This window comes from Pseudomonas sp. USTB-Z, from assembly GCF_019691255.1.
Taxonomy (GTDB): domain Bacteria; phylum Pseudomonadota; class Gammaproteobacteria; order Pseudomonadales; family Pseudomonadaceae; genus Aquipseudomonas; species Aquipseudomonas alloputida.
The window spans coordinates 108,395-131,249 of the sequence record NZ_JAECZP010000004.1 but is presented as its reverse complement, the minus strand read 5'-3'; the positions used below and the strand labels follow the sequence as shown (position 1 = coordinate 131,249).

Below are 22,855 nucleotides of genomic sequence, written 5' to 3'. Positions count from 1 at the left end.
ATGAGCGCTGCATTTCTGAAAACGCTTGAGCTGGAAGCAGGGAAGCGCGTGACGCTACCGACGCTCAGAACCCTCTGGCTTGCAGCTTATCCGGAGCAGGTCGAGACGCCGAACCGGGATGCTCAGCTGCTGGAAGCGTTGCGGCTAGGAGAGGCGGAGGGTTTGTTGAAACTACCCGGCGCGGGTGGCTTCGAAAAGCTTGGGCACCCTCCAATGCCCAAGGCCATTACCTTGGTACGAGCAGAAAAGTCGAAGCCGACATTCGACTACAACAGCGTTTCGTGGCTGCCAGAGATTGGGTTCTGGCCGAGCCTGTCATTAAGCGAGCAAGCAACAGCTTTCATGATCAACGAGTGGCTGATCAAGCGTCGCGGTCGATTCCTGCAGGTGCCCTTGCGTGAGCGGTCGCTGGATATTTTCGGGGATGAGAAGTTTCTTGATGCCCGGGTGCGCAATGGAGCGCTCTTTGGTGGTCGCATGCCCTTAAGTGTCATCGGAGCAATGCGTGTTGAGCATCCGCTTGCTTACCGACCTTCAGACGCCGTAGGCGCACCTGTGCTCGTGGTCGAGAACCACCACACGTTCTGGAGCCTGGGAGAGTGGAATGAGCATGCCAAGCGCTACAGCGCCGTCGTTTATGGTGGAGGAAATACAATTTGCGCGTCTGGCCTGGCTCTGCTGGAGGTCATGAGAGAGCGAGATGCCCAAAGGGCAGAATACTTCGGTGACATCGACCCTGAAGGCGTTAACATTCCCCTGAAATTCAATCGCCTGCATGAACTTCAATTGACGCCGAGCATTGGCTTTTACCGTCTTTTGCTAGAGGTAGGGCGGCGTCGGGATCCTGTTGCACTCCCCACTGACCACCGACATCTAGTGAAGTCCTGGTTGCCGGATTTATTCGAGCAGATCAGTGAGCTCTGGGAGGAGGGGTACTGGTTACCTCAAGAAGGCGTAGGGCTAGAACAATTGATGGCCAGCTGATACTCACCGCTAACGCCTGAACGCGGAAAAATAAGCAATGAAGGCTCTAGGACGGGCAATCCAGGGCTCGACTTTGGCCATTGTTTCGCTATCATCCTGGATCGCGAATGATAGGGAACCTCGCTGTGAACATTGCTGATCTCATTGAGAGCCATCTGGATACACCTGAGATGGCCCGTGGCTCGTTACATGCAACACTTCGATTCGGGGAGGATCTTGAGCAAGCTTGTGTAGGCACACCGCTCAACGGGAAAGACATTCGCGAACGCCTGATACCGTTCAGGCACGGAATGAAGCCTGACCACGCGTACAAGCTGAATAGGCTAGCGAAGCTTCTTCGAGCAGACGCTACTTATGCACTTGCAGTCATGTACCTAAATGGCAGCAGCAATAGTGCTATCTGCCAAACTGCTACCACCATTCCTGGATGCACGATGAGCCATACGTTGCGGGGTGAGCTCTTCACCGAAGACTTAGGTCTGTAAGCTAGGAGAATCTTTCTGGATGCCTTGGCGCCGCCTTTTCCTAAGGGCGCGCCTCGGCTTTCATTCCGATGGATTCGACGGAGCTGATGATGAGTAGGTACAAGTCGGCTGCCTGGAGAGCGTGCGCTGAGACGCGTGAGCTTGGTAATCCAGGAGTGCCTAGAGCCCGACTCATGAAACCTCTTGATTTTTTACAGTGGAGACATGCTCTAGGTACTCTCCAGGACGTGCTTTCGCTCCCCAAAGCCGATTACCCAGTATATTGATCTCTTGCAGGGTGAGAGTTTCGATGGAGCAGGTGGTGGAACGGGAGATCTGGGGTAGGGCGGAAGTCGTGTTCGGTGGGTGTCTGGCGGATGAAGTCAGCATCATGCTTGAGTCCTATGAGCGTAAGCCCGGGAAGGATGAGCTGCTTCGAGTCACGCCTGTATCGATTGGGGAAGTCTCCTATCGCGCATTGCTCGATGCGTTGTGCGCGAAGTCTCGTAAGGACGTGAGATTCTACGACCACGGCTGGCATATCGAACTTCGTTCTAGACTGTGGCTTCACCTGGTCAGAGGGCTCCAGCGGCAGCTGGTTGTCCAGGGCCATGCTACCGAGCGTTTGGCAGAAGACTTCTTGGCTTATGAGATTGGAATCTGATCGCTGTCACTCACTGAATCTGCGTTGCCAGCAGTCGGCGCAGCCACGCGGAGTTAATGGATCTTCCCGTCACCACTTCTATTTTCAGCCTCTCTGCCAGGGATCACGTACAGAGTCAAGCGGCAGCGTGGATTATACGTTCACACGGCTGATCGGCGCGAACCAAGTCGGATGAAGTTCTGGGAACCGGGCCTTAAGCCACTCCACGAAAATATCAACAACTGGAGAGAGATAGGACTGACTGGGGTTGAGGATCGTGACTCGCCTTTGTCTGGGCCTAAATGGCCGGAGAATTTCCACCAGTGCACCAGTGGCCAAGTGTGCATCAAGAATGACACCTGGAGGTTGAACAATCTCGAAGCCCGCGAGAGCACGTTGTACGTAGCTTCCAGACTGATTCACGGTCACCGATGATCGAGGGCCGTATTTTCTTTCTTTCACCTCCACGATGAATTGCCAGGCAAGTGGGCGATTGCTCTGGCCTGACAGGGAACGTACGCCGTGCTGGCCTGACAATTCTTCCACGGTTTTCGGTTCACCCTTCTCGCTCAGGTAACTTGGAGATGCGCAGGTGATCATGTTGCCATACCGATCGGGCGCGCAATGAGCGTCGAGTCGGGGAGGTCGCCCAAGCGCAATGCACGATCTAAACCCTCTGCGACCAGATCGACTGTCCTCTCAGTCAAAGTCGTCCTCCAAATGTCTTTCCTGGCAAGCTGACCATCGAAGTGGCTTCGGTAATGTCACCCAAGATCCCTTTGATCCTCGCGTTGAAGCGTTCGCCATCCGCGGTCAGCTGAACGCTACGAGTGGTTCGCTGGAACAGGCGCACTCCCAATGAGCCCTCAAGTTCCTATATCGCCCTGGTTGCCTGAGGCCTGCCCGGGGACAGAGCTTCCGCAGCTTTCGTGAAACTGCCAAGCTGAGCCAGGACAGTGACTAGCTGCATTGACCGTCCACCACGTGTTCACCACGCATTTCGGTGATGGTGGAAGGCCGTGGCTTGCTATGAAGTAACAGCCTGTAGATGGGTGCTCAAAGGCCAGCTGAGTCCCGCCATGCTCAATGCGAACGCCGCTGGGCTGTTATTAAGTCGGTTGCCGGCGTTAACCGCGTAAAGTCGGTCTCCTAGATTTCATAGCTGTTCAGGACAATTCCGAGCGGAATAGATCGATCAACTCTCGCAGACCTGGCGGCATCTGGCGACGTCCAGGGTAGTACAGGTAGAAAGCTGGCTCCATAGGTGCCCAATCAGGCAGGACGATTTGAAGTTCGCCGCGCGCCAAATGCGGACGGACACGCTCTTCGAGACAGTAAGTAATGCCTCGGTCAGCTAGCGCCATTTCAATTCCTAGCGCGGTCTCGTTTACGCATAGCTGTCCCGGAACGTCTATCGCTTGATGGTCGCCATCCTTCTGAAAATCCCAACGATAGATAACGCCATTTCCTGTCCGTATCTGGATGCAATTTTGATTCTTCAGATCTTCTGGAACCAGAATTCGTGAATGGGCATTTAGGTAGCGGGGTGACGCAACCGCCACCCATCGAAGCTCCTCTCCGAGCCGGACGGCGATGAAGTCCTCTGGGATCGTATTCCCGAATCGTATGCCTGCATCGAAGCCTGCCGACACGATGTCTACCATCTTGTCGTCCACTGCTACCTCCACAGACACCTCAGGATAGGCTTCCAGAAACGGCGGTAGAAATTTCGTGAAGAGTAACCGTGCGCCATCGCTCAGGACGTTGAGGCGAAGCCGGCCTGAAGGCCGATCTCGGTGGCGATCAAGTGCCGCTAAGGCGCTGCTGATTTCGGAGAAGCCAACAGTCAAGCGCTTTGCAAGCGCAGCTCCGGCATCCGTAGGGGACACTGTCCGGCTTGTGCGATTTAGCAGCCTTACTCCAAGTCGCTCTTCCAGATTTCGTATCGCATGACTTAGAGCTGAGGTGGTTATCCCCAGCTCCACAGCCGCCTGGGTAAAGCTCCGCAACCGTTCGACCGCGATAAACGAGTTCAGATCAGCAAGGTCTGCGCGTGATAGCCGCGTGGTAGGAAGGACAGGCATGACGCACCATGGTTGAGTGAAATTCAATGGATGATGCAACGCTGCTAAATAATTCTAGCGTTGATCTCAGGTACTATTAATTCCACTCAACGATTTCGGCGTCAACCCGGATGACGGTATATTTATTGTGTTCCATATCTATCTAACCCTCGCTTACCTGTATGTCCTCTGGCGCTTCGTTGCCCCGCTGCCCCTAACAATGGCCTGGCGGGTGCTGGTGGCCTTGGCCGTGCTTATTATCTCCAAGTACCACCTGATCCTGATTGCGGTTTACGGGACAATGTTCTCGCCCGAGGTACCTCGGGCTTACGTGCTTTTAGCTGGGTGGCTGTTTTGCGCATTTGTGCTCGTGCTGGTGTTCACGCTGCTGACCGATTTTGCGTGCGGCCTCATCGCGATGAGGCGCAAAGTGCCGGTGGAGAGTGTGTTCGGGGTTCGTATTCGCCTGGCAATTGCGTCTATAGCGCTCCTCTTGTCAGCCATCGGCGTATACCAGGCAGTTCAACTCCCCGAGGTTCGGCGTGTCGAGGTGACGCTTGAAAACCTACCTCCGTCGCTGGATGGTTTACGCATTGTCCAGTTGACTGACCTGCACATCAGTCGCCTCTTCCAGGCGGATTGGGTCGAAGGTGTTGTATCACGCGCTAACGCCCTGAACGCCGACGCGATTTTGATCACAGGTGACCTCATCGATGGCACCGTCGAGGCCCGTAAAGAAGACGTAGCGCCATTGAGCAAGCTGACTGCTCCACTGGGCGTGATCGCGATTCCTGGCAACCACGAGTACTACTTCGATGCCGATCAGTGGACTTCTGAGTTCCAACGTCTAGGCATGCGGGTTCTCGTAAACGAACACCTCATCCTCACCAAGGGAGCAGATCAGCTTGTAATCGCGGGCGTCACCGACGAGGCCGCAGCAGCTTTTGGTCATCAAGGCCCTGACTTATCTCAGGCGCTTGCCGGAGCGCCTCAAAACGCACCAACTATTTTGCTAAAGCACCGCCCTGTGGGGGCGTCCAACTCAGCGGCTGCCGGTGTTGACCTACAGCTCTCAGGCCACACCCATGGCGGCATGATCAGCGGCTTGAATCTGGTTGCTGGGTACGCCAACGAAGGCTTCATTTCAGGCGGCTATGACGTCGGCAAGATGAAGCTTTACGTCAGCAACGGCACCGCTCTGTGGAACGGTTTCCCTATTCGGCTCGGTGTTTCCCCTGAAATCACCGAGATAGTCCTAAGGGCCCGCCCGGCTCTTAACGACCATACAGCCAGGAGGACATTTCTATGAATCATCCAGCCATCCGCAAAGGAGCTGTCGCAGTCATTACCGGCGCGGCAGTGGGAATCGGCTACGCAATAGCCCGGCGAGTCGCCAGCGAGGGAATGAACGTCGTCCTCTTTGATCGCGATTCGGATGCACTGAACGTGGCGAGCAAGACGATCCTCAACGAGTTTCCGAAGGTGAAGCTGCTGGCCATTCAAGGTGATGTGACATCCGAGCGCGATCTCCACCAGCTCTACGAGCGATCTTGTGAGTTCGGTGAGGTCTCGCTGTTGGTAAACAACGCAGCCATCATCAACCGGGCTGGGCCTTGGGATGGGATGTCGAAGTGGCGCACACTGATGGACGTCAATTTCTGGAGCGTGTTGATGCTTCAACACCTGTTCGTGGAGACGATGTTCTCCCAGAACGGCGCTGCCGCCATCGTTAATCTCGGCTCCAAAGAAGGGATCACAACGCGCCCCGGTAACGCTGCGTACTCATTGTCTAAAGCGGCGATCAAAGTCCTCACCGAGCAATTGGCCCATGAGCTGCGGGAGAAGGTCGGAGATCGTATTTCAGCCCACTTGCTGATACCGGGGTACACGTTCACCCCCATGAACTTCCCTGGCATGACGTCCGAGACGCAGAAGCCGGATAGCCCCTGGACTGCCGATCAGGTTGCCAACCGCATGATCGAGAAGATGGCCGAGGGTGACTTTTACATCTTCTGTGAAGACAACGAATCCAGCTGGGAACTTGATCAGCGCCGTATGCAATGGGCGGCAGACGACATGATTAAAAACCGCCCAGCCCTTTCGCGTTGGCACGAAGACTACGCCGATCAATTCGCTGCCTACATCGCCGACGTCGCCAACAAATAGCTGGAAGAATCTGATTTCAACATTCACCTGGGTACCTCCGAGCCGGAGGTGCCACCTTTCTTCGTACTCAAAGGGTGCCCTCGGTACCGCTTTATCGGAGGCACTGATGACCAGTCAGACCAGTATTGAAACCAATGCTCCTCATGTTGAACCCACACCTGAGATCTCACATGGCATCGGCATAGCGATCACCATGCTTGGCTTGGGCGCGCTATTTATCGGGACGGGTGAGTTCGCTTCCATGAGTTTGCTGCCAGGCTTGGCGTCAAGCACCGAAGTCTCCATACCTGTCGCGGGGGGCTATATCACCGCGTATGCCCTGGGCGTGGTTGTGGGTGCTCCATTGATCGCGATCCTCGCAGCACGTTGGCCTCGCAAAGCGTTGCTGATCGCACTGGTAGCACTTTTTGCGGCTGGATACGCAGCAAGCGCTGTCGCCTGGAATCACGCGACCTTGCTGGCTGCACGGTTCATTGCAGGTCTGCCGCACGGCGCCTACTACGGGGTAGCCTGCCTCGTGGCTGCTTCCATGGTGGCGGACAATCGGAGAGCGCAAGCAGCCGGGTACGTCATGGCAGGGTTGGCAGCCGCTAATGTCATCGGTGTTCCTGCGGCAACATGGATTGGTCAGCTTTTCGGCTGGCGTGGCGCCTTCGGGGCGCTTGCTGCGGGTGGCGCAATCGCCGCTGTTTTGTTCTGGTTCTTCATTCCAACCATCGCGCGTGACGAATCCGCGAGCGCGAGATCTGAGCTGAGTGGCCTCAAAAAACCTCAGCTCTGGCTGACACTTGCGACGGCCTCCATAGGCTTCGGCGGAATGTTCTCCGTCTATAGCTATATCACCCCAACGTTGACTGAAGTAACTGGGTTCACCTCTGGTCAAGTGCCGATGGTACTGGCGCTCTGGGGCGTGGGTATGATCGTTGGCAATGTGATAGGCGGCTGGTTGGCCGATCGGGCACTTGTCCCTGCCATCTTCTACATGATGATCTGGAACGCCTTGTTCTTAGGCGCATTCTCCCTTTTCGCACCATCCGGCATTGGCACATTGGTCGTGCTGTTTCTGATCGGTTGCGGTTTCGCATTGGTGCCGGCGCTTCAGGTGCGCTTGATGAATGTTGCCGGCGAAGCCCAAACCCTCGCAGCAGCTTTGAACCACAGTGCTTTCAACATCTCGAACGCCGTTGGTGCATCCCTCGGCGGTCTGTCCATCGCTAGCGGCCTGGGTTGGGCATCGACGGGCTGGGTGGGTGCCGCTCTGGCTGCACTCGGCATTGTCTTTTTTGCTGTATCCATTGCACTCGAAAAACGCCCCGAAAGAGCCCAATTGCAAGAGCGCAAAGCGCCAGACATTGAACTGTGAGTCCGTGTCGAGGACGTCACCCTTTGACTGGCGCAAGTTTTTTATCCAGGAGATCGATTCATGGTAAAGCCACAGCTGACCATCCAATTATCTGACGCCCAGCGCATTCCCCAAGTAGGCCTAGGCGTATGGCAAGCCAGTAACGAAGACGCGCGCGCCGCTGTGCGTGTTGCTCTGGAAGAAGGGTATCGCCATGTGGACACTGCATCGATCTATGGAAACGAGGAAGGTGTGGGAGAGGGTCTGCGGGACGCAGGCACACCTCGGGAGCAGGTGTTCGTGACTACCAAGATCTGGAATGACGCTCACGGACTTGATACCGCCACAGCAGCGCTGGAAGCAAGTCTGAAGCGGCTCAAGGTAGATTACGTCGACCTACTGCTCATCCACTGGCCGGCACCTAGCCAAAACAACTATGTGGAAACCTGGCGCGCCTTGATCGAAGCGAAGCGAACTGGCAAAGCACGCTCTATCGGCGTTTCCAACTTCAATCAAGACCACCTGCAAAGGCTGGTCGATGATACCGGCGTAGCGCCGGTACTGAATCAGATCGAGCTTCATCCGTTCATGCAGCAGACTGAGCTTCGGCACACCCACCAACAAATAGGTATCGCCACCCAATCCTGGAGCCCGCTAGGCCAAGGTACTGCGCTGAGCAGTCCAGTCATATTGGACATTGCCCGAAAGCATGACAGGACAGCCGCACAAGTCATCATTCGGTGGCATCTTGAGCTCGGGTTGATTGCAATACCTAAATCGATCACGCCATCGCGCATCCAGGAAAACTTTAACGTTTTCGATTTCGCATTGGACGCGGCTGACTTGATCGCAATTGCGGCTCTGGATAGCGGTGGCAGGCTGGGCCCAGATCCGAGCACATTTGCCTGAGCCTTTGAGAACGAGTCGTAGCCGGTACCGGCAGGATTGCTGCCGGTACATTTCTAACTCCGAGAATCCATTAAGCCTTAGAACCGCATGGCCGCAGTAACGAATTCGGCTGCTTGATCGCTCCCTCCTACAGCTCAGTGCCATCGCCACAACCGCGTGGTCGACCTGGACTGCTCATGAATTACCAGTTTTGCTTGGTCGGGTGAATGACGATGTCGTTGATGGTCAGGTTGTTGGGCTGGTCTAGGGCATAAGCTACGGCGTCTGCAACCTGCTCGGGAGTTATCGCAATTTTGTTTAGCTGCTGAGCAGCCTTTCTGCCATCGCTATTGGTTACTTTGTCAGCCCACCCTGTGTCGATCACCCCAGGGCTGATCATTGACACCTGGATCCCATGCTCGACCCCCACCTCTTTGCGCAAGCTTTCTGTGATGCCGCGAATGAAAAACTTCGACGCACTATAGACGCCGCTTGAGCCGCCGACGTGCAGCCCCGCTACCGATGACATGTTGAGAATCTTGCCATGCCCTTGGGCGATCATACTGGGTAAGGCCGCTGCGATGGCGTGTAAGTACCCTCGGACATTGGTGTTGATCATCTGATCCCAGTCATCGACGGCAACATCTACCCAGTCGGAGAACAGCATCAGGCCGGCATTGTTCACGAGGCTGTCGACTTTCCCATATTTGGAAACTGCGAAATTGACGAGTTCGTCAACGCTGGCACGGTCGCCCACATCCGTCAGGTGGTAAGACGCGACACCACCGGCCTGTGTGATCTGCGTTACAAGTCCCTGAAGTCGTTCCTCGTTTCGGGCAGCCAACACTATTTTGCTGCCTCTTTGCGCAAGCTTCAGCGCCGTCGCTGCACCGATACCTGAGGAGGCGCCAGTGATGACCGTTACCGTGTTTTCCAAATAAGACATTTGATGTTCCTCTCGATGTTAAGGGCACAGCGTCTGACCTATCTCGATCGCGGGTGACCTTGCACCGGATCCAACGCTTCATTGAATCAAGCTCATGGATCATTCAAAGCCTGAAGCTTTCCGAAGGTAAGTGACATCCACCTACCGTGAGGAAAAATCTATGACTGCCATGCGTCCACTCGCCCTTGTGACCGGAGGTTCTTCAGGAATCGGTTTTGAGCTGGCCAAGCACTTCGCCCAGAACGGGTTCGACTTGGTCATCTCAGGGTCGAGTGAGAAAGTTGAGAATTCGGCTGAGGAAATCAGGAAGCTTGGTGCCGAATGCTTTCCCTACCAAGCCGATGCGGCTACCTATGAGGGTGTTGAAAGCCTCTGGGATTTCGTTGTATCGCTTAATCGCCCACTGGATGCTGCTGCGTTGAATGTTGGCATTGGTCAGGGCGGTGCCTTCATCGATAACGATCTTGAAGATGACTTCAAGCTGATCGCCATCAACATCACAGGCACCGTGCACATGGCCAAGCGTGTCGCCACACATATGGTTAGCAACGGTAAGGGGCGTATTCTGATCACGTCTTCCATCTCTGCGACGCAGCCAACTCCATACGAGACCGTCTACGGCCCCTCCAAGGCCTTCGGCTTCTCTTTCGCAGAGTCACTGCGTGAAGAGCTGCGCGAAACTGGGGTAACCGTTACAGCGCTCCTTCCAGGCGCCACTGACAGCGACTTCCACCAGAACGCGGGTATGGGCAGCAGCGCGATTGGCAAGTCCAAGAAGAACGACAAGACCGAGGTTGCTCGCCAGGGCTTCGAGGCGCTGATGAACGATGTCGACCACGTTGTGGGTGGTGACGAAGTTACCAAGCAGCAGGTCATCGAAAATCGTACGACGCCAGAGGTCGTGAAAGCCCACAACCACGCTCAAAAAGCACGACTCAACTAAGCGATTATCGCCAGGGGTCGTGCAAGCGGCCCCCGGCTCGTTCCGATTCGTCCACGTAATCTTTCGGGGAAATGCTCAATGCCGCAGACTGACCAAGCGCACATCCAATGGTGTTCAGCCGAAGTGGAGAATGGCGTCCGTATTCGATACCTGAGTGCCGGTACTGGACTCAGAGTTGTGCTGCTGATTCACGGCTATCCCGAGACGGCCATCGCGTGGCGTCACCTTGTAGGCCCTCTGGTTCACGCTGCATACCGGGTGATAGCACCGGACATACGTGGTGCTGGTGGGTCTAGTCGTCCGCTGACTGGATATGACAAGGTTCAGCTCGCTCAGGATTGCCTACTGGTCTTAAAGGATGCGGGGGTTAGTAACCCGGTGTGCGTTGTAGGGCATGACATCGGACTGATGATTGCGTATGCATTTGCTCGACGCTTCAGAGAGTCAACCCGAGCGCTGGTTGTGATGGATGCACCGCTACCAGGAACTGAGGCATTCGATCAGATTTCACTGAACAGTCAGAGGGTATGGCACTTCCACTTCCACCAAGCACCTGATATTCCTGAAGCGCTCACCGCTGGTAGGGAGGCATTCTACCTGGAGCGGTTTTGGCACGATCTCGCCTACGATGCCGGGGCGATAGATTCCATAACCAAACAAAGTTACGTTGAAAGCTTCAGCGGGCCAGGCGGCATGAGAGCAGGGTTCGAGTTATACAGAACGTTTAGTCGCGATGCTGACTGGAACCGGGCGGTATACGCTCGTGAAGGAAAACTTTCCGTTCCAGTCCTCACGATGTCCGGCGAGGCCAGTGCGTTCGAGCCCATCATGGAAAACATGATGCTCGAAGTCGCAGCAAATGTGACCGCTGTCACTATTCTTAGAGCTGGACACTGGCTCGCAGAGGAGAACCCGATAGACGTGGCTCAAGCGATCATTAATTTCGATAAATTGAAGGTTGGAAACTGCTGAATCAAATCCGCTCGAAGCTACAGCTCTTTTAGGCAAGGACTAGTGGTCGAGCGGCTGGCTAGGATTGCCATCACAGTCTCGGGTAGTCATTTTGTAGCGAGGGGCCAGGTGCCGTCTCGCATCGCATTTGGCCGCGCCTGACTCCGTTGGATAGTTACTGGTCGACGATTGCTCTGCATTAAATTACGCGGTTACCGACACGGGCAGCTGTGTGGCGTATCTGGCGAGCGAGGTTTTGCCATGTGACCGCAGGTGCTTCGCTTTTCAATTGATTCAAGGGGATTGAAGGCCGCCCCTTGAGCGCTCCGTTTGACAACACGTAAAAGCTCCAGTTTTCAATTGCAATGACAGATTTGGCTAATGTGAATTGATCTTGTTTGTGCAGAGATTTTTCGCTTGGCTTCCAGTTGTGGTCTTTGTTCCAGTTGTGATGGCGCTCCTCTACTTTTTTGCAGACCAATTCATCCAGCCTTAGATAGGCGAACACATAAATGTCTGACCAGTGATTTCTCGGGGTGTTTTTCCCTGTCTGAGGGTCGAAACCTTCTGCAAAGGAGGTTTTGAATTTTTCGTCTGCCGTGTAAGAGTCTTTAGATTTCACTTGAACGGTGTACTTTTTGTTTCCGATAAAAAATACTAGGTCGTGTATGTCTTGCTCGATCTTAGTCTTGAAGTGATCAACTGGTACGGAAAGGAGAGATTGAGGATCCTGCAGAGCTTTCAGTACAAGGTACTCAGCAATGTATCCGCGCAAATAGGTGTTGTGGAGGGTGGAAAAGCTCCAGGCCCAGAAGTCTTGTAGGAGACCTTGCCCGCTGGGGGCACCGTTCAGGGTGAATGGAAGCATTCCATCAAGGGGGTCGTGCATGTGCATTAAAAATTTGCCTACCAAGGTGATGCTGAATCGCCATTATCGCAGGCTTGCGACCGTGCCCGTAGCTCTTTGGCCAGGCGCGGTTCTTCTCGACTGAAAGGATAGGGAGGATGGAAGGGGCTGTCGACGTCCTTTCCCGCTCACCTGCCCAATCACCTTCCGTCCAAATATGGTGCTTACGCTACGTCGCGACTGGTTTCTGCAGACGTAGCGATCCGTCTACCAGCAGGTATCGATGAGGCTGTTGCCGCCTCGTGCTATCTCAAAGGCCTCACCGTTCAAGTGTTGTTGCACAAGATGAGCCCCATACGACCGGGGATGTGGGTGTTGATTCACGCCGCTGCTGGCGGGGTCGGCCAGCTCCTTGTCCAGGGTGCTCTGAAACTAGGAGCGAACGTCATTGGAACGGTTGGCTCGTTTGAGAAAGCCGAGCTGCTCCACGACTTGGGGTGTAAACACACCATCCTCTATAGGGATGTGGACTTCGTAGAGGCGGTAAAAAAAAACACGGGCGAGCGTGGGGTTGACATCGTTTTCGACAGTGTCGGCAAAGACACCTTTAGTGGATCCATGGAGGCGTTAGCATCGGGCGGCGCCTTGATCAATTTCGGGCGAGCCTCAGGTGCTATTGCTCCTATAGATGTCTCGACTCTGGCGGCCCCATCTGGGTGAAAGAGGATTTGGAGACCTGTCGGAGCAGCGGGTTCGGTCAAGTGGTATTGCGAAGCTTCGGGACGCTGATGTCATCATCACAAGTACATCCAAAGGCTACAAAATTCCCCAGACAAGAGCCGACATCAATGACTTCCTGGAAATGGCCTCCGGTATGGTCGTGCCATTGCTTGAGCGTGTCAAAAAGGCCCGTGAGGTTTACAAGCTGAGTAGTCGCGGTGGGTACGACATCATCAAGGCGTCGAGGCTTATGGATTTAGAGAAGCTTCTATCCTCGCTGGACGCGCTCGCCCCAGACAGATAGTTGAAAGGCGATGCCTGTCACGGCTTCGAAATAGTTCAAAGCGAGCTACATTGAACGAGGATTTAGAATCAACGTCATACTAAAGGACATCGTTAGCGGGATGCTTTAGAATGTTCCGCCTGTTTACCTTAAATTTGAGGATCTCATATGTCCCGTCTCGCAGAATTCCGTAAGCTTGAGCAAACATTAGCGGCACAGTTGGCCGAACTGGAAGCTATGAAAGGCTCCTCCGAGCTGCAAGCGGAGATCGAATTTGAGACTAAATTGCGTGATCTGCTGAACAAATACGGTTTCAGCCTTCGCGACATCATCAACATTCTGGATCCTCAAGCCAACCGGCGTGCCGCCGCGCCAGCAGTAGCTGAAAAGTCCCCCCGTCGCGCTCGCCAGGTTAAGCAGTATAAGAACCCGCACAACGGTGAAATCATCGAGACCAAGGGTGGCAATCACAAGCTGCTCAAAGAGTGGAAAGCCCAGTATGGTGGGGACGTAGTGGAAGGCTGGCTTGCCCAATAACCTGCTCCACTCATGGTGTGCTAAAGCCCCCTGGTGGGGGCTTTTTCTATGGGTGCGCCAGGCATGGTGCGTTGCGCGTCAGCGCAACCCGCTTGGCTGTGGTGGCCGAGTGGGTGACTTGGAGGTGAAAGTCCTCTACACATCCGGCAGGGGGAAATGTTAGCCAGAGGCAAGGGTGTCGTGGGTGGCTGCGATCTGAAGGAAGCCCGAGGCAAAATGCTTGCCTGACGAACAGGAAGCGGATAGAGGCGACACAGCGGGGTAAGTCGGGCCATACCGTCAAAGCCCAATACGTGCCCGGAATGCTGTGACGTAAATCCGACAGGCATAAGCAGGAAGGTTACGTGAATTACTCTGGGAGATCTGCCCGTTTGCCATGGTGCTACCGAGCGTCGAGAGGCGACGGGATGAGCGTGCAGAAGTCCGCCCTGGCCGTAGTAAGTGGCGGTTAACCGCGTCACCAAGGGCCGAACAGGTTATGCCGCCATTAGGCGTCACTGTCTCGTTGGTAACGGTAATGCAGAAATTTCCCACGGCGGAAACTGTCACCCCGAGTCCCCGACCAGAAGCCGAGGATGATGCATGACAATGTAAAGGTATTGACGGCGCCAGTAGCGTGGACGAACGCGGAGCCGGACACGCTGATGGAGCGGGTGCTTGCGCCGGCCAACCTCAGACTTGCGTATAAACGCGTGGTCAGCAACAAGGGAGCGCCGGGTGCCGATGGCATGACGGTCGCTGAGTTGGCGGGCTACGTGAAAGAGTATTTGCCAACCCTCAAGGCCAGGTTGCTGGCCGGTGAATAACATCCCCAGGCAGTGCGGGCGGTTGAAATGCCCAAGCCGCAGGGCGGCACACGGCAACTGGGAGTCCCTAGCGTCGTGGATCATCTAATTCAGCAAGTACTGCTGCAACAGCTCACGCTCATCTTTGATCCTCTGTTTTCGGACTTCAGCTACGGGTTCCGTCGGGGCAGAAGCGCTCATCAAGCCGTTGAAATGGCCCGCACCCATGTGGCGGCGGAACATCGCTGGTGTGTGGAGCTTGATCTTGAAAAGTTCTTTGATCGAGTCAATCACGACACCTTGATGGCTTGCTTGCAGCGTCGGGTTGAAGTCAAGCAAGCGCTCAGGCTTACCCGCCGTTACCTCGAAGCCGGGATCATGTCAGACGGAATCGTCAGCCAGCGGCAGGATGGGACGCCGGAAGGCGGGCCGCTGTCGCCGTTGCTGTCGAATATTTTGCTCGATGAACTCGACCGCAAACTCGGGCGGCGGGGCCATCGCTTCGTGCGCTACGTCAATGATGCGAACACTTAAGTGCGCACTCCTCGGTCTGGTGAGCGGGTGCTGGCCAGCGTCGAGCGATTCTTGTGCCAACGTTTGAAACTGACGGTGAGGCTTGGTGACCCCGAGCTCGTGACTGAACGAATAGGCGTTGAGATCTGGCAGTAGCTTCTTCACTGCCGGCCCTAGAGTGCAGCGAGGTTGCTGCAGACGGCGGTAGCTATGCCGTGCTCATGGAGGAGGGCGATCGCGTCGCGTGCATCCTGGAACACCTTGGGACAGGGTGTTATCTACCGGTGGGACTTTGAGAAGGCTGGTGAACACCGGGTGATTGATGTGCCAGGCCAGTTGTGTGTCAATGAGATCGAGTTTGGCATCGAGATGGCCTTGGCAGATCGAGGTATTACCTATTGCCCGGAGGAGCGAATACGACCTCATGTTGAAGCAGGGCGTTTGCAGGTAGTGCTAGCTGATTGGGCGTCGATAGAGCCGTCGTACTACATCTATTACCCCAGGCAGCGTCAAATCCCACGGGCCTACGGGAGCTCATCGACATGCTGCGTGTCTAGCCGTCCTCCCGGGAGATCTTGCCTATGCGAGCTAGGCTTGCGTCTCTTGCAGGTGGGTGGGATGGTCAGGCATTTCGACTGCGCCACCAGAGTGCGCAGTCGATGACAGGGTGCGTTTAGAGGCAGCGCGCCAGCGTACGATCGGCTGGCGGCTTTCCGGCAGGAGGCCCTACAGGGTTGTACTACTTCGAAAAATCCCAGAATTTGTGGTTCATCGTGGTTTCTATCTCGCGGATGGATTTGATCATCTCCTTCGCCTTTTCTCTGGAAATGGCGTTTCTGCTCGCCGCCAGCTGAATTTGTTTAATCTGAGCTTTTCTCTCTTCAAAGCGCTTACGGTTTAGTTTGAGGCCTTCGATCATGAGCCGAGTGGTCATTTCCATCAGCTTGGGATACTTCATGCAGAATTCGATCGCTGGCTTCACTTGTTCGGTGACATCTTCCCACTGGGGATGATTGTCCGCCAATTCATCAAATTTTCCTGGGCTCAGCACGCTGTCGTTAGGAATGCCAATTCCCGTGATACCGGTATGGAGAAAGACCTTGCGCGCTAGCTCAGAGCAGTAGGCGGCAGCTTTCATCGGCTTTTTTGATGGCAAAATTTTGTACGGTTGTGCCAAGTAGAATGCACAGGCTTGGTAGACACTGTCCATGTGCTCTGGGCCCAGTTTTTTGCACCGGATTACCCGCCACCCAGGCTTGACGTCACCCAACAACTCCGACACCAGCCTGTTGGAAACCCCCAAGCCAGGCATCGCATCGACACACACAAACTCTGCATGGATTAGTGCGACATGGCTTGATCTTGCATGCTCGTAGCCGATTTTCTGCCCTTTGGTGATGACTTTCGCTCCGAAGGTGTTGCCTGTGCTAAGAATCACATCACCAGGTAGCAGAAGATCGTGGACAAGGCCCAGCTCGTCGTTGAACGCGTTGTCTTGCCCCCTGACCATGGCCCGATAGATCTCCAGCTGATCAGCTGGCACCCCTTCATACCGTGCCGCGAAATCGATTTGTGCATCGGATTGACCTTGAATTTGAGCGAGTAGCTGCTCGCTTTTTTCGTTCGAGGACATGGTTGCAAAAATACGTGCTGCGGCATCATACCGAGCGTTTTGTCGCATCTGTTCCAGATCCACGTGAAGCACTCAGTTAGTCATAAGTTGAGCAACCAGCGATCTTGCGCCGGGTCTAGTACCCAGCACGTGTCGATCTCGGCGATCCTCGATCTGCATCATGGTGTGCTGTGGCCCGCCATCTGGGCAGGTTAATGTACCCGTACAATCCTGTCCGCGCTAAACACTTTATGCGCCAGCTCGGACGTTACATATCCGTGCTTCTAGGGTCGCTGCAGCCTGGATGAGGGGTTTCGTCCAAGATGTACCAGGCATTGGATGCTGTCGAGCCGCCATCACTGGCGTTGGCCGCAGAACCCGCGCAGTTGAGATGCCTGCGCGGGTTCTTTGTTAACGTCTGTCAACCCACACAGTCTGGATGTTGCAGAACTCATGCAGCCCAAAGTGGGAAAGCTCGCGGCCAAAGCCACTCTTCTTGACGCCGCCAATCGGCACGCGAGGGTCTGAAGCGGTATAGCCGTTGATGAACACACCTCCGGTCACCAGCCTGGCGGCATAGTGTTTGGCTTTGGCGACATCTCCCGTCCATAGACTTCCTGCCAGCCCGAACTCGCTGTCGTTGGCAAGCTCAACGGCGTGATCAGCGCTGTCCGCCACAATGATGGATGCGACAGGGCCGAATACTTCCTGAACAAAAGAGGTCATGCCGGGCTTGACGTCGGCCAGGACGGTTGGCTCGTAGTAGTTGCCATCGCCAGGGATCTTTTTACCGCCCAGCAACAGACGGGCACCTTCATTGATCGTCGACTGGACTTGTCCGTCCAATTCTTCCCTGAGGTCGAAGCGAGCCATCGGCCCGATATAGGTGTCTTCGTCGATGGGATTGCCGATCTTCAGCGCCTTGACGGCTACTACGAATTTTTCCTCGAACTCGCGAGCTACGCCCTTTTCAACGATGATTCGTTTGGCTGCGATGCAGATTTGGCCTGTGTTCTGGAAGCGCCCAACCGTGGCCGCCTTCACAGCCTCATCGATGTCAGCATCGGCAAGGACGATGAAAGCGTCTGAGCCGCCCAGCTCAAGGACGCACTTTTTCAGCTCGGCGCCGGCTTGGGCGGCAATGGCAGACCCTGCACGTACGCTGCCCGTGACCGCGATAGATGCAATACGCGGATCCTTGATAGCCCGGCTGACCCCCTCTGGCGACACGTTAATCACCTCGAAAAGACCATCTGGAAGCCCAGCTGCTCTCCAGGTCTGGTGAAGCAAATACGCGCACCCCATGACGTTAGGCGCATGTTTGAGTACATATGGGTTGCCCGAGAGGATCGCAGGGACAGCGCCACGCAGAATTTGCCAGATCGGGAAATTCCAAGGCATAACTGCGAGGACAGCACCCAAAGGACGAAACTCAACGAACGCCTGATTGTTTTCTACAAGCGTAGGCTGGGGTTCGAGCATTGCAGGGCCGTGCTCAGCGTACCACTCACACAATGCGGCAGTTTTCTCGACTTCAGCGAGACCTTGGCTGATGGGCTTGCCCATCTCGACTGCTTCCATACGCGCCAAGTCAGACGCATTGGTACGCAGTGCGCGAGCCATGTTGGTCAAGACGGCTGCTCGTTCCCCGACAGGCACAGTGCGCCAGGCTTCAAACCCTGCCTGTACCCTCTCCAGCGCGCTATCAAGCTCCGACTCAGTTTGATAGGGGTATCGCGCCACCACTTCGCCGGTGGCAGGGCTGAGCGACACCGCTTCGGTGCGGTAGTCCGGATAGGTCATCTTTGTCTCCTCTCAGTCAGTATTCACGCCTCAACCTGTGCGTCGGCGGGGCGAGTAGGTGCGGGAGCAGTCTTGTGGCTGCAGGAAACCCATTGCACCTTAAGTCGTTATATCGTATTCCTGTATTACAATCATTTTGTCTTTTCGTTGCGCTGTCTCGTACCATACGCCGGGTGCACTTCGGTAAAAAATGAATATTTCAGAATGAAACGTTCTCTTTTGGTGAATCTATGGATCTTACGCAGCTTGAAATTTTCCGGGCTGTCGCAGAGGAGGGCAGCATTACCGCCGCAGCGCAGCGACTGCACCGAGTGCCCTCGAACGTCACAACGCGGTTGAAACAGCTAGAGGGTGAGCTGGGAGTCGACCTCTTCATTCGGGAGCGACTGCGCTTGTACTTGTCTCCCACCGGCGCGGTTTTCCTCGATTACTCCAGGAAGATTCTTGATCTGGTCAGCGAGGCCCGAGGCGTGATCAAAGGTGGGGAGCCGCACGGCATGTTCACCATTGGCTCCTTGGAGAGCACGGCGGCAGTGAGGATGCCCTCGGTGTTGGCAAGCTTTCATCAGCGCTACCCAGCTGTGCAGTTAGATCTGACAACCGGCTCTTCAGCGGAAATGATCAACGGCGTGACTGAGGGGCGTCTCGCCGCAGCGTTCATTGATGGGCCTATCGGTCATCTGGCGTTGGATGGTCGTAAAGTGTTTGAGGAGGAGATGCTTGTCATCGCTCCGCGACATCATCCACCGATTCGCCATCCACGTGATGTGGCAGGAGAAACGGTTTATGCGTTTCGATCGAACTGCTCCTACCGTCGTCACTTCGAGAACTGGTTTGCTTCAGCCCGAGTGAGACCTTCTCGGATTTTTGAAATGGAGTCATATCACGGCATGCTTGCCTGTGTATCAGCGGGTGCAGGGATCGCAATGTTCCCGCGAAGCATGCTTTGCGCCATGCAGGGGGCCGAGATGGTGGAGGCTTTTCCCTTGCCCGGTTCATTCTCTACAGTGGAAATCTGGCTGGCTTGGCGAAAAGGATTCATGCACCCCAATGTAAGCGCCTTGCTCCAAGAACTGAACCTCCACGGGGAACTGATCGACATTTGCCTTCCCCCGGATCCCGCGATCGCCTAGTCGATGTGCTGGCAAAAAAAAGCCCGCCCAAATCTCCCTAGGCGGGCAAAAAAGGTAAGCAGACCAGCGTTACCTGAGACCACCCCACGGCCTAGGAGCGCCGGGCTGAGCAGGGTGATAGCCCGCAAAATAGCCGCGACCGTCCCGCAATAAAACTGAATTCGAAGGAACGTTTCTTTCACGCAAAGAGAATGTTCCCGCGGAGCCCTTGTGAGCTGCGGCCCGCAGAATACGGGGGGTACAGAGCAGCGGCAAATTTTCCAAGAAGGGCTTGCAACTCCCGACAGAGGGGGTATATTGGCCTCAAGCCACGATATTATTGTATTACAATCATAACGGGGCCGTGTCATCAGCGGCTCCGAAGATGGCCAGGAATCGTGAGCGGTGCGGCAGGAGCCGCACCGAACGCTATGCCAATAGCAGGGACGCGATGATCAACAAAAATAATCAGGTGACGAAATGCCTATCATCAATATTCAAGCCTTTGAAAAGGTTGCCAAAACGGATCCGGAATTCGTTCGGGAAACCCGTTACTTCAACGGTACTCTCAAGCTGGTCGCTGGCTCTGAACAGCACCATCTGACCTTCCAGGAAGGCAAGCTTGAGGCTGTTGATTCGGGTGAGTCGGATGACACCGTGACTGAGATTATGGTCAAAGGGACTCCGGAGCACTGGAAGGAAATGCTGGCTGAAAAGCCAAAGCCATTTTTCCAGAGCTTGCAATCCACCGCCGTCAAGCACGGCTTGTCCATCAGTGACAGCCACGCAACCTTCGCTTATCTGCCAGCACTGAATCGGATGATGCAGCTGCTCCGCCAGATCCATTCTCAGGAGTGCTGAAACATGGCCAAGCATGATCCGATCGTAGGTCGCTACATCTACCTGAACGTGCAGGGCATCGAGTACCGCGTGTACTACGAAGAAGCCGGGCAGGGCATACCTCTACTCGTGGGCCACACCGCGGGCTCCGACGGTCGCCAGTATCGTCATTTGCTTTGCGATGAAGAGGTCACCAGCAAATTCCGCGTTATTGCGTTCGACCTGCCATACCATGGTAAGTCGCTACCGCCCTACGGTGTGAACTGGTGGGAGCAGGAGTACAAGATGACTCGTGCTTTCATGCTGGATTTCCCGCAAGCGCTGAGCGAAGCCCTGCAGCTGGATTCGCCGGTCTACATGGGCTCCTCCATGGGCGGTCATTTGGCAATTGACCTCGCCCTGTACCGCCCCGACCACTACCGCGCCACCATCTCGGTTGAAGGCGCGCTGCAGTCCGCACAAGAGTACGTTGATGTAGGGATGGCGGGCATCCGCCGGGAGTTCGACAACCCGAACGTCAGTCGTAACTCCATTGGTGCGGCGATGATGCTGAACATCTCTCCATATTCGCCAGAAGCGAACGTGCGTGAGATCCAGTGGGAGTATATGTGCGGTGGCCCAGGTATCTTTGCCGGCGACCTCAACTATTACTACTACGAACACAACGTAACACCAGAAGAAGCACGCACTATCGATACCAGCAAGTGCATGCTTTACCTTCTGACCGGCGAATACGATCCAAATACATCACCTGCTGAAACCCAGATGGTGGCTGACCTTGTTCCTGGTGCGAAATTCTGGCCGATGGAAAAACTGGGGCATTTCCCAGCCACTGAAGACTACACGGCTTTCAGGGAGTACCTGCTCCCGATCCTGAACGAAGTTCATACCAAGTCGTTGTGATGTTCGGAGGGGGCCAGTAGCCATACTGCCCCCTTCCAAAAACCGCGATTTAAGACAACAAGAATGATTGGTGTAGTTGCCGATCGATAAAATTCTACTCGTGGAGTATTAATAATGTCTCAGTGCCCGGAAAATGGTGCTTGGCGACCTGCGCCCGTGACAAATGCTCAAGTAAAGTATGCAACGCTCGTGGCATTTCTGGCTTGGACATTCGCTGTTTACGATTTCATTCTCTTCGGCATGTTGTTGCCGGAGATTGGTAAAGCGACTGGGCTGGATGATGCCGCACAGGCACGCCTGGCGACCTGGGTCGCATTCGGTACCGTGGTAGTAGCCCTTGCAGTTGGGCCGTTGGTTGATCGGTTCGGTCGGCGCGCTGGCATGGTCATCACTGTAGGCGGGGCAGGGATCTGCTCTGCGCTAACCGCGGGCGCGGGCTCGATCGGCACGCTCGTCCTTACGCTGATCCGATCGCTTGCTGGCCTTGGTTACGCTGAGCAAGGCGTTAACGGTGCCTACTTGAGCGAGTTGTACTCAGCATCGAAGGATCCACGGATCGCAAAGCGCCGCGGTTTGATCTACAGCTTGGTGCAAGGAGGCTGGCCTATCGGTGCATTGTTGGCCGCTGGCCTCACGGCAGTTTTGCTGCCTCATGTGGGATGGGAAGGCTGTTTCATTTTCGCTGCAATTCCTTCTTTGATCGTGGCATTCATGGCGACCCGTCTGCGGGAAAGCCCTCAATTCGAAGCGCTGAGCAAAATCAAGGCACTCCAGGCCTCGGGAATGAACGGTGAGGCCCAGGCGCTTGCGCAAAGCCAGCAGATGGAAGCTGAGCAGTCCGTAGGGTTGGCAAGTGTGCTGAAGGGTAAAGCGCGTCGTGCGACGCTAGTGCTGAGCTGCGCGCACTTGCTTAACTGGTTCCCGGTACAGATCTTCAGCGTCTTGGGCACGACCGTGTTGATGAGTGTCCACCACGTTTCGTTTGGCAATTCGCTGATCATTCTGCTTCTGTCCAACCTGGTGGCCTACCTCGGCTATCTCACTCATGGTTATTTCGGAGATCGCTTTGGTCGACGTAATGTGATTGCTGTGGGTTGGATGCTGGGCGGAGCAGCATTCTGGGCCATGTTGAACGGCCCAAGTGAGACATGGATGGTTATTGCCCTGTACAGCATCGGACAGTTCTTCCTGATTGGCCCATATTCATGCCTGCTTTTCTTCGTGGGTGAGAGCTATGACTCCTCCGTGCGCGGTACAGGTGCATCGATCGTCACCGGGATTGGCCCGGTCGGCGCAATCATTGCCAGCGCAGGTTCCGCGATGTTCCTGGGCGCGGGCGACTCTTGGCTGCAGGCGGCAATCTGGTTTGGTGCCGTCCCGTGCGTACTCTCTGGTCTGATGGTGTTTTTTGCCGCTCCGGTGAAGCAGCACGCTGCCAAATATGAGGTTGCTCAGCCCGGTCACAGCTCGGTCTGAGACCGGATAATCGGCCCCGCCGAGCGACGGGTGC

21 protein-coding genes and 2 pseudogenes are annotated in these 22,855 nt (G+C 55.3%); 17 read left to right on the top strand and 6 right to left on the bottom strand.

Translation table 11 applies throughout. The annotated features are described in order from the left end of the window. The 3 genes from I8746_RS06485 (at position 1) to I8746_RS06475 (ending at position 2,112) form a co-directional block, all read left to right on the top strand. Complete coding sequence (locus I8746_RS06485) at positions 1-984, top strand: Wadjet anti-phage system protein JetD domain-containing protein (RefSeq protein ID WP_230397036.1); 984 nt, start codon at positions 1-3, stop codon at positions 982-984. Between the two features lie 125 nt (positions 985-1,109). After that, positions 1,110-1,469, top strand: coding sequence for a hypothetical protein (locus tag I8746_RS06480; RefSeq protein ID WP_221100345.1), 360 nt, complete (start codon positions 1,110-1,112; stop codon positions 1,467-1,469). Positions 1,470-1,758: 289 nt separating this feature from the next. Then, positions 1,759-2,112 (top strand): hypothetical protein, encoded by a 354-nt coding sequence (locus tag I8746_RS06475; protein ID WP_221100344.1) that lies wholly within the window; start codon positions 1,759-1,761, stop codon positions 2,110-2,112. Positions 2,113-2,244: 132 nt separating this feature from the next. Here the strand turns inward: I8746_RS06475 and I8746_RS06470 are convergent. Further along, positions 2,245-3,061 (bottom strand): annotated as a pseudogene (locus tag I8746_RS06470) (LysR family transcriptional regulator). 196 nt (positions 3,062-3,257) lie between these two features. Continuing rightward, the gene (locus I8746_RS06465) at positions 3,258-4,175 is read right to left on the bottom strand and encodes a LysR family transcriptional regulator (RefSeq protein ID WP_221100343.1); all 918 of its coding nucleotides are present in this window, start codon (positions 4,173-4,175) and stop codon (positions 3,258-3,260) included. A gap of 127 nt (positions 4,176-4,302) precedes the next feature. Here I8746_RS06465 and I8746_RS06460 point away from each other — a divergent pair, with 127 nt between their 5' ends. From I8746_RS06460 to I8746_RS06445, 4 genes are all read left to right on the top strand, one after another. Next, positions 4,303-5,463 (top strand): metallophosphoesterase, encoded by a 1,161-nt coding sequence (locus I8746_RS06460; protein WP_221100342.1) that lies wholly within the window; start codon positions 4,303-4,305, stop codon positions 5,461-5,463. Continuing rightward, a complete protein-coding gene (locus tag I8746_RS06455) occupies positions 5,460-6,320 on the top strand; it encodes an SDR family oxidoreductase (RefSeq protein WP_221100341.1) in 861 nt (286 codons plus the stop codon). The genes I8746_RS06460 and I8746_RS06455 overlap by 4 nt, the downstream gene beginning before the upstream one ends. A gap of 181 nt (positions 6,321-6,501) precedes the next feature. Further along, on the top strand, positions 6,502-7,683 hold the full coding sequence (locus I8746_RS06450) for an MFS transporter (protein WP_221100404.1): 1,182 nt from the start codon (positions 6,502-6,504) through the stop codon (positions 7,681-7,683). Between the two features lie 60 nt (positions 7,684-7,743). Continuing rightward, on the top strand, positions 7,744-8,571 hold the full coding sequence (locus I8746_RS06445) for an aldo/keto reductase (RefSeq protein ID WP_221100340.1): 828 nt from the start codon (positions 7,744-7,746) through the stop codon (positions 8,569-8,571). A gap of 181 nt (positions 8,572-8,752) precedes the next feature. Here the strand turns inward: I8746_RS06445 and I8746_RS06440 are convergent, their stop codons facing one another. Continuing rightward, positions 8,753-9,496: an SDR family oxidoreductase gene (locus I8746_RS06440; protein WP_221100339.1), complete on the bottom strand. Its 744-nt coding sequence runs from the start codon at positions 9,494-9,496 to the stop codon at positions 8,753-8,755. Between the two features lie 160 nt (positions 9,497-9,656). On the opposite strand from I8746_RS06440, the gene I8746_RS06435 reads away from it, so the two are divergent. Together I8746_RS06435 and I8746_RS06430 are read left to right on the top strand one after the other, a co-directional pair. Further along, positions 9,657-10,439, top strand: coding sequence for an SDR family oxidoreductase (locus tag I8746_RS06435; RefSeq protein WP_221100338.1), 783 nt, complete (start codon positions 9,657-9,659; stop codon positions 10,437-10,439). Positions 10,440-10,517: 78 nt separating this feature from the next. Further along, positions 10,518-11,411 (top strand): alpha/beta fold hydrolase, encoded by an 894-nt coding sequence (locus tag I8746_RS06430; RefSeq protein WP_221100337.1) that lies wholly within the window; start codon positions 10,518-10,520, stop codon positions 11,409-11,411. Between the two features lie 178 nt (positions 11,412-11,589). Here I8746_RS06430 and I8746_RS06425 read toward each other — a convergent pair whose 3' ends face one another. After that, positions 11,590-12,285: a hypothetical protein gene (locus tag I8746_RS06425; RefSeq protein ID WP_221100336.1), complete on the bottom strand. Its 696-nt coding sequence runs from the start codon at positions 12,283-12,285 to the stop codon at positions 11,590-11,592. A gap of 318 nt (positions 12,286-12,603) precedes the next feature. Here I8746_RS06425 and I8746_RS06420 point away from each other — a divergent pair, with 318 nt between their 5' ends. From I8746_RS06420 to I8746_RS06405, 4 genes and pseudogenes are all read left to right on the top strand, one after another. Continuing rightward, a complete protein-coding gene (locus I8746_RS06420) occupies positions 12,604-12,957 on the top strand; it encodes a zinc-binding dehydrogenase (RefSeq protein WP_221100335.1) in 354 nt (117 codons plus the stop codon). A gap of 451 nt (positions 12,958-13,408) precedes the next feature. Next, positions 13,409-13,777, top strand: coding sequence for a histone-like nucleoid-structuring protein, MvaT/MvaU family (locus I8746_RS06415; RefSeq protein ID WP_221100334.1), 369 nt, complete (start codon positions 13,409-13,411; stop codon positions 13,775-13,777). A 478-nt stretch (positions 13,778-14,255) separates the two neighbouring features. Further along, a pseudogene (locus I8746_RS06410) lies at positions 14,256-15,174 on the top strand (reverse transcriptase domain-containing protein); the annotation flags it as partial. Between the two features lie 111 nt (positions 15,175-15,285). Next, on the top strand, positions 15,286-15,738 hold the full coding sequence (locus tag I8746_RS06405; protein WP_259674087.1) for a LysR substrate-binding domain-containing protein: 453 nt from the start codon (positions 15,286-15,288) through the stop codon (positions 15,736-15,738). Positions 15,739-15,814: 76 nt separating this feature from the next. Here the strand turns inward: I8746_RS06405 and I8746_RS06400 are convergent, their stop codons facing one another. Both I8746_RS06400 and I8746_RS06395 read right to left on the bottom strand, forming a co-directional pair. Further along, positions 15,815-16,771 carry a hypothetical protein gene (locus tag I8746_RS06400; protein WP_221100333.1) on the bottom strand — a complete coding sequence of 319 codons (957 nt, stop codon included), beginning with the start codon at positions 16,769-16,771 and terminating at the stop codon, positions 15,815-15,817. A 327-nt stretch (positions 16,772-17,098) separates the two neighbouring features. Continuing rightward, positions 17,099-18,490 (bottom strand): aldehyde dehydrogenase family protein, encoded by a 1,392-nt coding sequence (locus I8746_RS06395; RefSeq protein ID WP_221100332.1) that lies wholly within the window; start codon positions 18,488-18,490, stop codon positions 17,099-17,101. Positions 18,491-18,720: 230 nt separating this feature from the next. Between I8746_RS06395 and ptrR the strand changes: the two genes are divergently transcribed. From ptrR to I8746_RS06375, 4 genes are all read left to right on the top strand, one after another. Next, a complete protein-coding gene (ptrR, locus tag I8746_RS06390; protein ID WP_196184065.1) occupies positions 18,721-19,623 on the top strand; it encodes a putrescine utilization regulator PtrR in 903 nt (300 codons plus the stop codon). A gap of 459 nt (positions 19,624-20,082) precedes the next feature. After that, entirely contained in the window at positions 20,083-20,463 is a 381-nt protein-coding gene (locus I8746_RS06385) for a hypothetical protein (protein WP_196184066.1), read from the top strand. A gap of 3 nt (positions 20,464-20,466) precedes the next feature. After that, the gene (locus I8746_RS06380) at positions 20,467-21,345 is read left to right on the top strand and encodes an alpha/beta fold hydrolase (RefSeq protein WP_196184067.1); all 879 of its coding nucleotides are present in this window, start codon (positions 20,467-20,469) and stop codon (positions 21,343-21,345) included. A gap of 114 nt (positions 21,346-21,459) precedes the next feature. Next, the gene (locus I8746_RS06375) at positions 21,460-22,821 is read left to right on the top strand and encodes an MFS transporter (RefSeq protein WP_221100331.1); all 1,362 of its coding nucleotides are present in this window, start codon (positions 21,460-21,462) and stop codon (positions 22,819-22,821) included. Positions 22,822-22,855 lie beyond the last annotated feature (34 nt).

What these genes read in the sequence shown, in the direction of transcription:
- I8746_RS06405 (WP_259674087.1), top strand. Translation starts at nt 15,286, where the DNA reads ATGCCGTGCTCATGGAGGAGGGCGATCGCGTCGCGTGCATCCTGGAAC.
- I8746_RS06375 (WP_221100331.1), top strand. Translation starts at nt 21,460, where the DNA reads ATGTCTCAGTGCCCGGAAAATGGTGCTTGGCGACCTGCGCCCGTGACA.
- I8746_RS06445 (WP_221100340.1), top strand. Translation starts at nt 7,744, where the DNA reads ATGGTAAAGCCACAGCTGACCATCCAATTATCTGACGCCCAGCGCATT.
- I8746_RS06380 (WP_196184067.1), top strand. Translation starts at nt 20,467, where the DNA reads ATGGCCAAGCATGATCCGATCGTAGGTCGCTACATCTACCTGAACGTG.
- I8746_RS06455 (WP_221100341.1), top strand. Translation starts at nt 5,460, where the DNA reads ATGAATCATCCAGCCATCCGCAAAGGAGCTGTCGCAGTCATTACCGGC.
- I8746_RS06385 (WP_196184066.1), top strand. Translation starts at nt 20,083, where the DNA reads ATGCCTATCATCAATATTCAAGCCTTTGAAAAGGTTGCCAAAACGGAT.
- I8746_RS06475 (WP_221100344.1), top strand. Translation starts at nt 1,759, where the DNA reads ATGGAGCAGGTGGTGGAACGGGAGATCTGGGGTAGGGCGGAAGTCGTG.
- I8746_RS06420 (WP_221100335.1), top strand. Translation starts at nt 12,604, where the DNA reads ATGTGGGTGTTGATTCACGCCGCTGCTGGCGGGGTCGGCCAGCTCCTT.
- I8746_RS06395 (WP_221100332.1), bottom strand. Translation starts at nt 18,490, where the DNA reads ATGACCTATCCGGACTACCGCACCGAAGCGGTGTCGCTCAGCCCTGCC.
- ptrR (WP_196184065.1), top strand. Translation starts at nt 18,721, where the DNA reads ATGGATCTTACGCAGCTTGAAATTTTCCGGGCTGTCGCAGAGGAGGGC.
- I8746_RS06425 (WP_221100336.1), bottom strand. Translation starts at nt 12,285, where the DNA reads ATGCACATGCACGACCCCCTTGATGGAATGCTTCCATTCACCCTGAAC.
- I8746_RS06465 (WP_221100343.1), bottom strand. Translation starts at nt 4,175, where the DNA reads ATGCCTGTCCTTCCTACCACGCGGCTATCACGCGCAGACCTTGCTGAT.
- I8746_RS06415 (WP_221100334.1), top strand. Translation starts at nt 13,409, where the DNA reads ATGTCCCGTCTCGCAGAATTCCGTAAGCTTGAGCAAACATTAGCGGCA.
- I8746_RS06485 (WP_230397036.1), top strand. Translation starts at nt 1, where the DNA reads ATGAGCGCTGCATTTCTGAAAACGCTTGAGCTGGAAGCAGGGAAGCGC.
- I8746_RS06435 (WP_221100338.1), top strand. Translation starts at nt 9,657, where the DNA reads ATGACTGCCATGCGTCCACTCGCCCTTGTGACCGGAGGTTCTTCAGGA.
- I8746_RS06440 (WP_221100339.1), bottom strand. Translation starts at nt 9,496, where the DNA reads ATGTCTTATTTGGAAAACACGGTAACGGTCATCACTGGCGCCTCCTCA.
- I8746_RS06430 (WP_221100337.1), top strand. Translation starts at nt 10,518, where the DNA reads ATGCCGCAGACTGACCAAGCGCACATCCAATGGTGTTCAGCCGAAGTG.